At 67.3% G+C, this 13370-nt stretch carries 14 protein-coding genes; 3 read left to right on the top strand and 11 right to left on the bottom strand.

Translation table 11 applies throughout. The annotated features are described in order from the left end of the window. The first annotated feature begins 144 nt into the window (after positions 1-144). A complete protein-coding gene (locus AKI39_RS06280; protein WP_066633787.1) occupies positions 145-1041 on the top strand; it encodes a LysR family transcriptional regulator in 897 nt (298 codons plus the stop codon). Positions 1042-1079: 38 nt separating this feature from the next. On the opposite strand, the gene AKI39_RS06275 is transcribed toward AKI39_RS06280, so the two are convergent. The 11 genes from AKI39_RS06275 to AKI39_RS06225 form a co-directional block, all read right to left on the bottom strand. After that, positions 1080-1994 carry an NAD-dependent epimerase/dehydratase family protein gene (locus AKI39_RS06275; protein ID WP_066633785.1) on the bottom strand — a complete coding sequence of 305 codons (915 nt, stop codon included), beginning with the start codon at positions 1992-1994 and terminating at the stop codon, positions 1080-1082. 35 nt (positions 1995-2029) lie between these two features. Then, a complete protein-coding gene (locus AKI39_RS06270) occupies positions 2030-2446 on the bottom strand; it encodes a cupin domain-containing protein (protein ID WP_066633783.1) in 417 nt (138 codons plus the stop codon). Positions 2447-2673: 227 nt separating this feature from the next. Further along, a complete protein-coding gene (locus tag AKI39_RS06265; protein WP_066633770.1) occupies positions 2674-3411 on the bottom strand; it encodes an ABC transporter substrate-binding protein in 738 nt (245 codons plus the stop codon). A 42-nt stretch (positions 3412-3453) separates the two neighbouring features. Beyond that, positions 3454-4224 (bottom strand): MBL fold metallo-hydrolase, encoded by a 771-nt coding sequence (locus AKI39_RS06260; RefSeq protein ID WP_066633767.1) that lies wholly within the window; start codon positions 4222-4224, stop codon positions 3454-3456. A 16-nt stretch (positions 4225-4240) separates the two neighbouring features. Beyond that, positions 4241-5215: a Bug family tripartite tricarboxylate transporter substrate binding protein gene (locus AKI39_RS06255; protein WP_066633765.1), complete on the bottom strand. Its 975-nt coding sequence runs from the start codon at positions 5213-5215 to the stop codon at positions 4241-4243. Positions 5216-5285: 70 nt separating this feature from the next. Further along, complete coding sequence (locus tag AKI39_RS06250) at positions 5286-6338, bottom strand: Ldh family oxidoreductase (protein WP_066633763.1); 1053 nt, start codon at positions 6336-6338, stop codon at positions 5286-5288. Positions 6339-6460: 122 nt separating this feature from the next. After that, positions 6461-7432 carry an ornithine cyclodeaminase family protein gene (locus AKI39_RS06245; RefSeq protein ID WP_066633762.1) on the bottom strand — a complete coding sequence of 324 codons (972 nt, stop codon included), beginning with the start codon at positions 7430-7432 and terminating at the stop codon, positions 6461-6463. Positions 7433-7474: 42 nt separating this feature from the next. Beyond that, positions 7475-8224, bottom strand: a complete 750-nt coding sequence (locus tag AKI39_RS06240; protein ID WP_066633761.1) for a maleate cis-trans isomerase family protein — start codon at positions 8222-8224, stop codon at positions 7475-7477. After that, positions 8221-9126 carry an alpha/beta fold hydrolase gene (locus AKI39_RS06235; RefSeq protein WP_066633759.1) on the bottom strand — a complete coding sequence of 302 codons (906 nt, stop codon included), beginning with the start codon at positions 9124-9126 and terminating at the stop codon, positions 8221-8223. Before AKI39_RS06235 ends, AKI39_RS06240 begins: the two co-directional genes overlap by 4 nt. A 19-nt stretch (positions 9127-9145) precedes the next feature. Further along, positions 9146-10108 carry a Bug family tripartite tricarboxylate transporter substrate binding protein gene (locus tag AKI39_RS06230; RefSeq protein WP_066633757.1) on the bottom strand — a complete coding sequence of 321 codons (963 nt, stop codon included), beginning with the start codon at positions 10106-10108 and terminating at the stop codon, positions 9146-9148. A 52-nt stretch (positions 10109-10160) separates the two neighbouring features. Continuing rightward, positions 10161-11561, bottom strand: coding sequence for an MmgE/PrpD family protein (locus AKI39_RS06225; RefSeq protein WP_066633752.1), 1401 nt, complete (start codon positions 11559-11561; stop codon positions 10161-10163). Positions 11562-11982: 421 nt separating this feature from the next. Here AKI39_RS06225 and AKI39_RS06220 point away from each other — a divergent pair, with 421 nt between their 5' ends. Further along, positions 11983-12537: a GNAT family N-acetyltransferase gene (locus AKI39_RS06220; RefSeq protein ID WP_066642303.1), complete on the top strand. Its 555-nt coding sequence runs from the start codon at positions 11983-11985 to the stop codon at positions 12535-12537. Positions 12538-12817: 280 nt separating this feature from the next. Next, on the top strand, positions 12818-13273 hold the full coding sequence (locus AKI39_RS06215) for a hypothetical protein (RefSeq protein ID WP_066633749.1): 456 nt from the start codon (positions 12818-12820) through the stop codon (positions 13271-13273). Positions 13274-13370: the final 97 nt, after the last annotated feature.

Genomic DNA, 13370 nt, shown 5'->3' with positions numbered 1-13370 from the left:
ATAGGAACGATTTCCCTGGCCTGTCCGATCAAGCTATAAATGGCAACGATCAATACAAGGCTTATATCGATAGGCCGCGGCCCCACAGCGTACGCGCGCATGGGGCGTGGGCGGACCTATCCAACCCATACAGGATTTGTATCGATGGACCTGCGCCAACTCGAATGCTTCGTGGCCGTCGCGGAAGAGCTGCACTTCGGCCACGCGGCGGCCCGCCTGTGCATGACCCAGCCGCCGCTCAGCCGGCAGATCCAATTGCTGGAGCAAGGCCTGGGCGTGACCCTGCTGGAACGCAGCAGCCGTGTCGTCACCCTGACATCGGCCGGCCGCCGCTTTCTGCGCGACGCACGCCATCTGCTGGCGTATTCCGCGCGCGCCGTCTCCAGCGCGCGGCGCGCTTCCGGCGGGGAAGCCGGGCACATCACGCTGGGGTTCACCGCCGTGGCGGCCTATCGCCTGGTGCCGGACTGGGTCATGAAGGCGCGCAAGCTGTTGCCCGACGTGGACATCGAACTGCGCGAGCGTGTCTCCACCGACCTGGGCCGGCTGCTGGTGGCCGGCGAACTGGACGCCATGCTGGCCCGCCATCTGCCGCGGCAGGACGGGCTGGCGCACCGACTGATCGAACGCGAGCCCCTGGTGCTGGCGGTCCCGCGCAAATCGCCGCTGCTGGCCTACCAGGCCGTGCCGCTGAGCGCCCTGCACCGCCAGCCGTTCGTCGCCTACGCGCCCAGCGAAGGCAAGTACTTCTACGACCGGATCGCCGCCGCCCTGGGCGCGGCCGGCGTCGAGCCGGATTACGTCCAACATGCCGGCCAGACGCATACGCTGCTGGGGCTGGTACGCGCCGGCCTGGGTGTCGGCCTGGTGCCGGGGTCCGCCCGCGAACTACGACTGGACGGCGTGTCCTTCCTGCCGCTGGCGCGCACCAAGCTGTATGCGGACATCTACCTGGCCTGGCACGAGCGCTACGACAACCCGGCGCTGGACGCCTTCATCGCGCGGGTGGTGGAGGCGCCCACGCCCGCCCGAAGAATGTAGGCCGCGCCGGACGCCAGCCCCTTCGTACGCCGGGCGCTTTACGTGCCCGGCTGCAGCCACAAGAGGCGGCGGGGCCTGAATCCAAGCAGCGACTTCGCGCGAAGATTGGACGCGCCGGAAAGCCGCGTGTGGTAATACAGGGCTTCCGGCCCGATCGCCTGAAGCTCCGCGGGATCGAGGATCTGTTTCGGTTCGTCCGCGCCAACCCAGCGCGCCAGCGCACGAAGGTGCTCGCCCGCCGGCAGCGGGCTATCGTCGACGATGTTGTAGACGCCGGCCGGTCCATCCAGCGCGGCGACCGTGGCCGCCACCGCATCGTCGATATGGACGAAAGACCAGGGCGCGTTGCCCTCGCCCAGTATGCCTGCCGTACCGGCACGCAGCTGGTCCGCGACCGCACCGTCGGGGCGGTACCAGGTGCCGGGCCCATAGAAAAAGCCGTAGCGCAGCACGACGCCCTCCAGCGCGGCGTCCAGGACATTGGCCTCATAGGCGTCGAACACACGCGTGGAATCGCCCACCACGCCGGGCGCGTCGCTCCGCATCCTTGCCGACTCGTCCGCCAATTGGCCGCCCGCACCCTCCAGGAAAAAGCCACGGGACTGCATGATGTACCGTTTGGCCCCGGCCGCCTGTGCCGCCGCGAGCAGATTGGCGCCGCCCACCTCGTGCAGACGGGTGTCCTGGGGCAAGGACGCGAAGACCTCGGCGGGTGTGCGTGGCAACCAGGTCAACTGGTCGATCACAACGTCCGGCCGGGCATGGCCCACGGCTTCGCGAACCGCTGCCGCGTCGAGCGCATCGACGGCCGTTGCCGACGCGCCCACTTCCTTGAGCGCCGACAGGCCATGGCCCCCGCGGGTCATGCCCACGACCTCGTGCCCGAGCGTCACCAGGGAACGCACCAGGGGAAGACCGATGACGCCAGTGGCGCCTGCGATAAAGATTTTCATGTTTACTCCTTTCCTGTGGGCTCCCCCCTCTTAGATTACTTGGTCGGCGTTGTCAGTTCCTTATCGCTGGTATCGACGACAAAGACCGCCAGCAACTTTGCAGGCTCGGTTTTGCTCGCGTTGCGGCTGACCGGATGGCTTGCGCCCGGCGGCTCCGACCAGCTCTGGCCCGCCTTGTAGACACGGGTCTCGCCATTGTTGACCTTGGATTCAACCGCGCCGGATACGACATAGGCATAGATGAACGCCGACTTGGCATGCACGTGCGGTACGGAAGCGCCGCCGGGCGGATAGTCCACCTCTACCGCAATCAGGGACTTTCCAGGGATATTGGGGATGGCTTGTTGGAAATTGGGCGTGACCTTGTCACCCTCCCCATGCGCTAGCGAGGGGCCAGCCCAGGCGAGCAATGCGGTCGAGCAGAGGGCGGCGGCGATGTGGCGAACGTTCATGCCTGGGTACTCCTACCTGAAATTGAAATGGCATGACTATTCTGCATCGCCTGAGGTCCAAGTTCATGCACCAAGAATGAGCAAGATCAATGCACCATCGAGGCGGGCGTCGTCCGCGGAAGCCAGGGCTCGTTCGCGCTGGAGGGCGCCTCGCACCGGGCGAGTCGTCCCGAAATAAAAAAAGCCGGCGGGGCACACGCCCTGCCGGCCTTCATGCGCCGTAACGGTCAAGCCGATGCGGGAGCGACGGCGGCGCCTTCGATCTTGTGGCGCTTCAGGGCCTCGGCCACGAAACCATTGGCCTTCATTTCTTCGACGAAGGCGCGCAGTTCATTGGCCGCCGCGTCGCCTCGGCCCTTGGGCATGCCCATCGCCTGGCGGATCACCATGAAGCTGCCCGGCAGCAGGCGCAGGCCCGGCACGCGTTGCATATCGGCTTCCAGCTGCTGTTTGACCCCGGCGGCGACCTCGGTCTTTTCCGCAAGGAAGAAGTCCACGACGGCCGGCGAAGTCGGGGCGCGCACGATCTCGGCCTGCTTCAGCTCGCGCGTCAGGTACAGGTCATACGCGCTACCCTTGCCCACGGTGACGCGGGTGCCGGAACGATCGACTTCGGCGCGATCGCGCAACGGCGAATCCTCGCGCACCAGGTAGGCGCCTTCGATCAGCACATACGCGTCGGTGAAATTGATTCCGGCGCCGCGCACGGGATCGATGGCGAAAAAGCCGATGTCCGCCTGCTCGGCCGTCACCGCGTCCACCGATTTGCCTGCGCTGTCGAACACCACCAATTCCAACTCCACGCCCAGCCGCTTGGCGAACGCGCGGGCCAGGTCGACGGACACGCCCGCCGCGCCGCCGGGGCCGTCGTCGCGGCGCGCCAGGATGGGATTGCCGACATTGATGGACGCACGCAGGCGGCCGGTCGGAATGAACTTGGCTAGGATTTGCGGATCAAGCGGCATGTCGAATCTCTCGTGGATGCACCGTGGCGGTGGACAAATGGATCAGGCGCTGTAGCGGGCCGTTTCGCCGCCGCAGCACAGGTCGATGACGGTAGGTTCCAGGTTTTCGCCGAACCAGGCATTCATGGCGGCGCGCCGTTCGCCGACATAGACGGGTTCGCCTTTGTCGTCCAGGCGCATGCACAGGTCATGTCCGGGGATCAGCAGGGTATCGGGATGACGGCGCCATGTCGCCCAGATCAGTTCCAGCGTCGCACGGCTGACCTGCATATCGTAGGTGTCGTTGACCGTCATGCTGAGCAGTTCGGCGCGGTTTTTCGCGGCGTCGCCGGTGAACAGCAGCGGTTGCGCCGCGCCCGATACGGTGAAAAGCAGATGCCCCGGCGTGTGGCCAGGCGCGACGATCGCCGTGAAGCCCGGCAGGAAACTTTCGCCGTCGGCGATGCGGCGCACGCGCGGCGAGACCGTCAGCTCGCGGACATACAGCTCGGGCAGCGGATCGAAGCCGGGCGGCTGGGCCGCGGCCCATTCCAGTTCGCGGTCGCCGATCCACACCGTGGCGTTGGGGAACAAGGTGAAATTCACCGAGTGGTCGTAGTGCGCATGCGTGAGCACGACATCGGTGATGTCGGCGGCATCCATGCGCAATTCGGTCAGCTGCTTCTTCAGCAGATGGCGCGCGCCGAAGGCGCCGACGTCCACCAGGATATTGCGGCCGTCGCCGCGCAGCAGTGTCGTGGTGCTCCAGCCCAGGCTGCCATGGAACAGGCTGCGGCCGGGATAGCCGTTGATCAGAACATCGAGTTGGTACATGGGTTCGCCCTGGGTTTTATTGCTTGGGTATCCTGGCATCCTCGATCAGCTTGCGGTACAGCACCAGGTCCGAGCTGATCTGCGCGGCGAACTCATCCGGCGTGCCGGCCACGATGTCGTTGCCGCCTTCGGTGACCAGCTTGCGCACCACGTCCGGATCGCGCGATGCCTTGACGACTTCATCGTGCAGCCGGGCGATGATCTTCGGATCGGTACCCGCCGGCGCCAACAGGCCCTGGAACTGGGTGATCGAGAAGCCTTTATAGCCCAACTCTTCCATGGTGGGGATATTGGGCAATACGGCGGCGCGATGCGGGCCCGACACCGCGAAGGGGCGCAAGCGGCCGGCCTGTATCTGCGGCGCCGAGGTAACCACCGTATCGAAGGTGAAGGACAGCTGGCCGCTCAGCACGTCCGTCAAGGCCTGGGCGTTGCCCTTGTACGGCACATGCACCAGTTGCGTATTGGTCATCAGGGCCAGCAGTTCGCCGGCCAGATGGCCACCGGCGCCCACGCCGGCCGATCCATAGCTGAGCTGGCCCGGATGCGCGCGGGCCTGCGCGATCAGGTCGTCCAGGCTGCGGATCGGCGACTTCTGCGGAACGACCACCACGTACTGGTAGCTGGCGATCTGCGATATCGGCGCGAAATCCTTTACCGGATCGTAGGGCGTCTTGCGCGCATACAGCGAAGGATTGACCACCAGCGGGCCGCTGGCGTCCAGCAGCAGGGTATAGCCGTCCGGCGCCGCCTTGGCGACGAAGTCGGTGCCTATCATGCCGTTGGCCCCGGGCTTGTTCTCGACGACCAGCGCCACGCCCATGCTCATCGACATTTTCTGCGCCATGACGCGCGCCGTGATATCGGCCGCGCCGCCGGCCACGTAGGGCACGATGACGCGTATCGGCTTGCTGGGATAGGTATCGGCCCGCGCGCCGACGCCGGTCAGCGCCAGCGCGAACAGGGCCAGACGGCCGAGGATCTTGTGCATTTGGGTGTCTCCCATTCTTTTACGTTCGTGCCGGCGGAGGAACCCCCCGCCGCCTGCCCATCGGCCGGCCTCAGGCCGGCGCCTTCGCGGCGTGCTGGCGCAGCAGCGCCACGGTGGCCGCGTCCAGCGCGATGCCTTCCTGGCGCTGGCGCGCCATCTTGCGCAATTCGATCTCGCCGGGCACGATGACCGGCTGCTTGGGGTCGGTGGGCGGGCTGTCGTGCAGGATTGCCGCGAAATCGTTCATCCGGTCGGCCAGCCACTGGGTCGATCCCAGGCGGCGCGTATCGATCAGGATGAAAAAGTGCCCCAGGTTCTGCGGCTCGTCCGGCGCGTCGACCCACGACTTCACATGCGTCAGGTAGGCGGCGTTGGAAAGCACGCCGGCGAACATGTCCACCAGCAGCGCCAGCCCGTAGCCCTTGTGGCCGCCGATGGGCAGCAGGAAGCCATCCAGCGCGGCCTTGGGATCGGTGGTGGGACGGCCGCCGGCATCGGTGGCCCAGGTATCCGGTATGGCCTCGCCGCGCTTGAACGCGTTGCGGATCTTGGCGCGCGCCACGACGCTCATCGCCATGTCCAGCAGGAAGGGATCGCCCCCGGGATTGGGCACGCCGAAGCCCAGGGGGCTGTTGCCCAGCCGGGCGTCGCTGCCGCCCCAGGGCGCGATGGTCGTGGTGGCGTTGCTGCCGATGATGCTGGCGAAGCCCGCCTGCGCGGCGATCAGGCCGTACGGCGAAATCGGGCCGAAGTGATTGCTGCCTCGCGCGAAGGCCACGCCCACGCCGCAGGATTCGGCAGCCTCCATCGCGGCGCGCAGCGCGTGCATGCCCACCAGCGGGCCCACGCCGTTGTCCCCATCCACCAGGCGCAGGGCCGGCGCGACGGTTTGCGTGGCCACGCGGGCGCGGGCATTGATGCCTTGCACCTGCAGGCGGTCGCCGTACGACTCGATGCGGCTCAGGCCGTGCGTGGAGAGGCCGAACAGGTCCGCCAGCACCAGGACGCGCGCCACGTCGGCGGCATCCGCCTCGGGCAGCCCCAGGCCGACGAAGGCGCGGGTTCCCAGGGCGGTCAATTCCGCCTCGGTGAAAAGGGTTTTCTCTTGTGCTGGCGCGGTCATGGCTCGTCTCATCCGATTGAAAGCAGAAGCGCCGCCTGGTTCAGGCGGCACGGCGAGCATGATGCGCAAGCGCGCTTATCCGGTAAAGCGCAAATATTCGGTTGATTGATGCGTGTGACGCATCAGCCCCCCGCCGGCCCCATCGGCAGGGCGACGCCCATGCCGCGCTCGCGGGCGGCAGCCAGTATGGCGGCGCCCGCGTACAGGTCCTGCACCGCCATTCCGTGCGACTCGAACAGCGTGATCTGCGCGTCCGAGGTGCGCCCGGGCCAGCGGCCCGCGACGACGCCACCCATGTCGGCCAGGTTCTCCCAGTAGATCAAGCCGTTCTCGTAGGCGGGCAGCAGGTCGCCGCACTCGCCTTGCGCGACCTCGCGGGAATCGACCACGATGACGTCCGCGCGCCGCACGGTTTCGGTGTCGATCTCGCGCCGGTCCAGCGCATTGGATCCGGTGGCGGCGACGAACTGCCCCGGCTCCAGCCAACGGCCGTCGAACAGCGGCTCGGCGGCGCGCGTCATGGTGACGATGATGTCGGAGCCGCGCACGGCTTCCTCGCGCGACTGCGCCGGCCGCACACGGGCCGAGACGCGTTGGGACATCTCGTCGCAGAAGGCGCGCACGCCGTCCTGGTTGCGGCCGAATACCTTGACTTCGGCGATGTCGCGCACGGTGCAGACGGCCTCGAGCTGGGTGCGCGCGTGGCGGCCGTAGCCGAACAAGCCCAGGATGCGCGCATCCTTGCGGGCGAGGTAGCGCGCCGCGACACCCGTGGCGGCGCCGGTGCGGATACGCCCCAGCCAGTCCGATTCGATGATGGCTTCGGTGTTCCCCTGCTCGTGGTTCATCATGTGCAGCAGGGTATTCAGCGGCTTGCCGGGCCGGTTGTAATAGGCCTTGTAGCCGATGTAGCCGATCTCCGGCGCGGCGGCCTGCAGGATGTGCAGATGCCCGCTGGGCTGCCGTGTGCGGCGGCGCGGAACATCCACTGCCTTGCCGCGGCCATGCGCGGAAAACGCGCGTTCCACTTCTTCGACCGCCTGGGACATGGTCAACAGCTGACGCACGTCCGATTCATTCAGGTAGAGAACCATGCCGGTATCCTGTGTGATGCGGCTCGCGCCGAAGGAAAAATATTAAACCCGTGCGGCCATGGGGCCGGCGGTACCCGAGAGCAGCAGGCCGCCCTCGGCGGCCGCATCGCGTACGCCGATGACGCGCAAGGCATTCCACATCATCGCGGTCGCGCTGGATATCACCGGCTTGCCCAGGTCGCGTTCCAGCAGGTTGATCGCATCCACGGTGGGCATGCCGACGCCGCTCAGGAACAGCGCCTGGGCGTCCGGATGATCGACCTGGCGGCCCAGCGCATAGGCGCGTTCCGGCGTCTCCTCATAGATGTTCACGACATTGGGCAGGATGCCGTGGGCCACCACGTTCATGCCGTAGGACTCCAGATGCGCCTTGCCCTGCAGCGTGGTCTGCTCGTTATAGGGCGTGGCATAGGCCACGCGCTCTATCCCCAGGTGCCGGAATGCCGCCAGCACGCTGCCGAAGGCCGTGATGAAGGGAATCCCGTACTGCTTTTCCATGCGCGCCACCAGTTCGGCTTCTCCCTGCTTGCCCAGGGTGTAGCTGGTGGCGGTATGCGCCATGACGATCACCCCCGGCTTGACCATGGCCAGCAGTTCGACGTTTTCCGGTATGTGTTCGATCTGCGTGCGATTGCGGTCTTCCTGGCCGGCATGCGCGCCGGTCAGCCCATGGGCCACCATGCGCGTGTAGTGCAGGGAGACTCCGCGGGGAACCAACTGCTGCATCTCGGGCTCGACGGTGGGGTTGCCCGGAGGAACCAGAAAGCCGATGCGGCCGCGCCATCCCATCATGATGAAATCCTTTCTATGAAACGTAGAGCGATGGCCGCGCACGCGTCGGGATGCGTGGCGGCGATGTGGTACGAATCGGCCTGCAGCTCGACCAGTGCCGATCCGGGTATGCGGGTTTGCCAGCGGCGCACTTCGGCGACGGGTTGGCGCTGGTCATAGGCACCGGGTTGCTCAGGCTGCACCGCCACGATGACCTGCGTAGGGCAGACGATGGATTCCAGCCGCGCGGGCTCCGCCAGGCGCGGGAACATGCGGATGCATGCCTTCACCGTGGCCGCCGGCGCCATGGCCATGTAGCGCGTCCACCAGGCCATGCCCTCCGGCGTCAGCGCCGTGCCCATGCGGCCCGGCATCGTGGCGCGCGCCCAGCCCTCCACGCCGGATTGCTCGATCAGGCCGATCCATTCGGGCACCCATTTGCCCAGCGCGCCGCCGGGCGAAATCAGCACGCCGGCCAAGGTCAGCGACGCCATCCAGGGCACCGCCCGCTGTGCCAGCTCCAGCCCGATCTGCGCGCCCAGCTTGGCGCCCACCACGTGCACGGGCGCGCCGATCCGCCGCGCCAGCGTGTCGATGTCGTCGGCCATGTCCGCGATCGACAGCGCGTCGTGTTCGCCCACCGGCGACGACAGGCCGTGGCCGCGCAGGTCCACGCGGATGACGCGGCAGTGCCGCGCCAGCTGCGGGACCCAGCCGATGAAGGCCTCCGCCGACTCGGCGACGCCGTGCAGCAGCATCACGACAGGGGCGTTCTTCCACCCATCGGTGTAGTCATCCACCACATAGGCGATATCCACGCCGGGGGCCACCGCCATCCGTGCGGCGCCGCGGCGCGCCGCGGCGTAGTCCGCGAACCTGCCGCCGGCGGCGGGGGACGCCGGAGTGTCATTGCGCTGCTGCATGCGGGTCTCCTTTCCGGCCTTATTGCTTATCGATGTTGCTGTCCTTGATGACCGCCGCCCACTTGTCGATTTCCTTGTGGATCAGCGCCTCCAGGTCCTTGGCCGGCAGGGGATGCGGGTGGATGGTCTGCGCATCCAGCTTCTGCTTGACCTCCGGATCGTTCACGGCCTGCAGGAAGACTTTCTCCAGCTTGGCGGTGACGTCCGGCGGCATCTTCGCGGGCCCGAGCAGGCCGATCCAGTACGACGTCTCATAGCCGGGATAGCCCAGCTCCGCGATGGTAGGCACGTCGGGCAGGATGGGATCGCGCTGCGCGCTGGTCACCGCCAACACCTTCAGCTTGCCGTCCTTGACCATGCCCATCGACGTGGCATAGGCCTCGATCTTCACGTCCACGCGGCCGGCGATCAGGTCGGCCTTGGCCGGACCCGTGCCCTGATAGGGCACGTGCACCATCTGCAGCCCGGCGTCCTTGGCCAGCATCGCCATGGCAAGATGCGGCCAGCTGCCGGTGCCGGCGGACGAATACACGACCTTGCCGGGATTGGCCTTGGTGTAGGCGATGAATTCCTTGAACGTGTTGTAGGGCTTGGTGTACTGGGCCAGGAAGACACCCGGATGATCGGCCATCAACGCGATCGGCGTGAAATCCTTGACGGTGTCGTAGGGCAGTTTCTCGCGCAGCGAGGCGTTCACCGCGAAGGCGGTCTGGCCGACCAGCAGCGTATAGCCGTCCGGCACGGCCTTGGCCACATAGTCCGAACCGATGATGCTGCCCGCGCCGCCGCGGTTTTCCACGATGATGTTCTGGCCCAGCAGCTCCTGGGCCTTGGCCACGACGATGCGCGTGACCACGTCGGTGGACCCGCCCGGCGGGAACGGCACGATGACGTGGATGGGATGGTCCGGATAGGCGGCATGCGCGGCGGCGCCGACGGCGAGCGCAGCAGCGCCCGCGGCCACGAGGCTGGCCAGTTTCATGGGGGTGTCTCCTGATTGTTGTGGGTGGGCCCCGGCCTCCGGGGCCCGTGGGTCATTGGGCGGGTCGCAGCAAGGCCGTCAGCGCGCCGATGTCCGGCACGTCCTGCAGCGCGAGCACCATGTCCAGCAACGCCTCGCTTCGCCCTGCCGGCATGGTGGGCGCGGTCAGGCGGCGGAACTTGGCGATGATCTTGTCGGTGGTCGGCGTCAGGCTGTCCATCTCCAGGCCGGAAATCGCGTGCGAGGCGCCCGCGCACACCACCTCGAGATCGACGCGGCCGTCCTGCCCCGGCGCCGGATCGAGCAGCTCGATCCGGTCGGACAGCGCCAGGACGTCGGCATCGGCGGTGTTGTCGTAGTAGGCGTATTCGTCCACCGGACGGCCCAGCAGCGCGGCCGCGACGGTAAAGCGCACGCTGATGCGCGCTTTCAACGGCGTCTGGTACGGCGCCACATTGGTGTAGCCCGGATTGGTCAGGGTCAGCCATGGCGCGCGTATGGTCACACGCTCGATGCGGGCCGCGTCGAAGCCGTGCCGCGCCTTCAGCGTCAGCGCCAGGTGCACCGGCGTCTGCACGAAGATGCATACCGGCCGTTCCTTGTAAACGACGTCCTCGATGAGAAAGCGCTTGCCCAGATCGCGCGTGGCCTCGGCGGCGTGCTCGGCCGTTCGGCCGAAGGCGCGGAAGTAGCCGGACTCGCCTTCGAAGGCCAGCGGCGATGCCGTGGCGCCCGCCGCGGCCAGTTCGGCCGCCGATACGCCGGTACGGGCGGCCCAGCCCACGTTCAGCTTGACGTCCATGGTCCCGGAACGGAAACCTTCGCCGAAGCCGGAGGCGAACATCGCCGCGCAGCCCAGGGCGTTGACCATCCGCGCCCGATCCAGCGCGAGCATCCTGCCTGCCGCGGCGGCCGCGCCGATCGCGCCGGCCACGCCCGTGCCGCGAAATGCGGGCAGCATGCCGGGCGATCCCAAATAGGCGCGCGCCACGATGTCATAGCCCAGCACGATGGCGGTCAGCAGTTCGGCGCCGCCCACGCCATGCGCTTCGCCCAGTGCCATCGCGGCGGGGATAGCAACCGCCCCCGGATGGGACTTCGCCAGGAAATCGTCATGGGTGCAGCCGTTCACCAGGGTTGCGTTGACGAAGGCGGCATCGACGGTGGGCAGCGTGTCCGCATGGCCGATCACCGTGGCGGGACCGCGGTTGGCCTGCACGAAACGGCGCGCCACGGCAGGCACCGGCAGGTCGCGCGCGGCGACCGCGGTGGCCAGGGCATCCAGCAGCCGCGACTTGGCGCGGGCAACGATGTCCGCGGGCAAGTCCTCGAAGCGGGTGTCGTGCAGGAATGCCGCCCATTGCTCGGCGACGGTGGGCATCCCGGCGGCTGCCGTCCGCGGAGGTGCCGCGTCTTGCGGCGAAACGGCTTGCGCCGGAAGCGTTGCATGCATGCGCTGGTCTCCTGTGCGATGCACCGGTCCGCGCCAGGCCGATGCCGTCATCCGCGCGTGTCGAGCCGCGCTTGTTCAATACCCCTGCCGGCCGGATCGACGCCGGGTGTCACGCGGGCCATCGTCCCGGCCCGCCACGCCCTGCATCCCCCTGACTGTGCTCGTCAGACTGTTCTGCTGATTGTTCCGTTTATCGAACCATCATATCGTTGAACGGACTATAATTTTGCAGCCCCGCGATTGTCAAACTCCGCACACGCCGTGGGCACGGCGTGCCGCCCGGTGCGTACATGCAATCGCGTCATTCCACGCCGACGGCATAAATCCAAAAGTGGCATCCATAAGGCGGTCGCCGGTGATCGCATCGGCCCCCTGCGCGGCGTACTATGCGGCAAACGCCCGTATCACCATCCTGGCAACCATGAAACCATTGCAGCGCACACGCGGCGCCCTATCCGACGCGGCGGCCGCGGGGCCGTCCCCGGACTACCAGATCCTGCCGATCGCGCCCGCTCATATCGACGGCTATCGGCGCGCATTGGACTCCGTTGCGCGTGAACGCCGGCATTTGAGCTTCCTGGAGGCGCCGCCATCGGAGCAGACGCGCGCCTTCGTCATGAACAACATCGCGATGCGCCATCCGCATTTCGTCGCGCTCGTCGGCCGCGAAATCGTCGGCTGGTGCGATATCGTTCCCCTGGGCCAGCGCGGTTTCACGCACACCGGCGTGCTGGGCATGGGCGTGCGTCCGGACTGGCGCGGCCGGGGCATCGGCAAGGCCTTGCTGAACGCCACCATCGCCGCCGCGGCGGCGCTGGACCTCACGCGTGTCGAACTCGAGGTCTATGCCGCCAACGCCGTGGCCCGCGCGCTATACCAGTCCTACGGTTTCGTCGAGGAAGGCATCAAGCGCAAGGCGCGCTACCTGGACGGCCGCTACGAGGACATCATCATCATGGCTCGGCTGCTGGACTGATCGGCGCTCGCCCCGATCGCTCCACCCGCGGCGCCCCGTTGCCCTGCCGACGTTGCGCAAGCCGCGGTCGACGCCGCGCATGACGGCGGGCACCCATCTTCGACGACGACGCCGGCAGCCCTTTCCTACGACGCTATCAGCCCGCACGCCCGCTCTTTTCGGCATGCGCCGGCTTACCCCGCCGCGTCCCGCGCTTAGGCTATCCGGATTTTCGGCAAGCGCGGACCTGCAAGGCTCTCCTCGCCTGCCGCTCACGAGGACGGCCACGCCGCGACGGGAAATGAAGAACAGCATCCGGATTCTGGTACTCGGCAGTTGCCTGCTGACAGGCTGCATGACGAGCCAGCAAAGGTTCCAGCAAGGCCTGCAAACACTGCATGGCCAACCCCTGCAAATGGCCATGCAGCGCCTCGGCGTACCGGTGGGGGAAGAGAATATCGCCGGCATGCGGGTACTGGTCTGGTCCCTCAACGAAACGCGAACAGACTACGTCACGCAGTCCACCTCGGCCTCCGCGGGGAGGTACGGGGGAGAAAAACCCAAGGAGTACGGCGCGCAATTCGCCATCACGACACCGGTCGTCCTGCACGCCCATTGCACCGTCAAGCTGCACGTGGACCACGACAACATCGTCCGGGGTAGCGGCTACGACGGCAACATCAAGACCTGCCGGCGATATATCCACGCCCTGTATCCGGACCGCTCGCCCCTGCTCCTGGACCTGGACCTGCCGTAGCGGTCGCCGGCCGCCCCAAAACCGTGCGCGCCGCACAATATTGGGCACCACCGTGGCGCACGGCGGCCGCGACGTCGATCCGGCCGGGCCTGCGCGG

The organism is Bordetella sp. H567 (assembly GCF_001704295.1).
GTDB lineage: Bacteria > Pseudomonadota > Gammaproteobacteria > Burkholderiales > Burkholderiaceae_B > Bordetella_C.
This window is presented reverse-complemented; position numbering and strand designations above follow the sequence as displayed.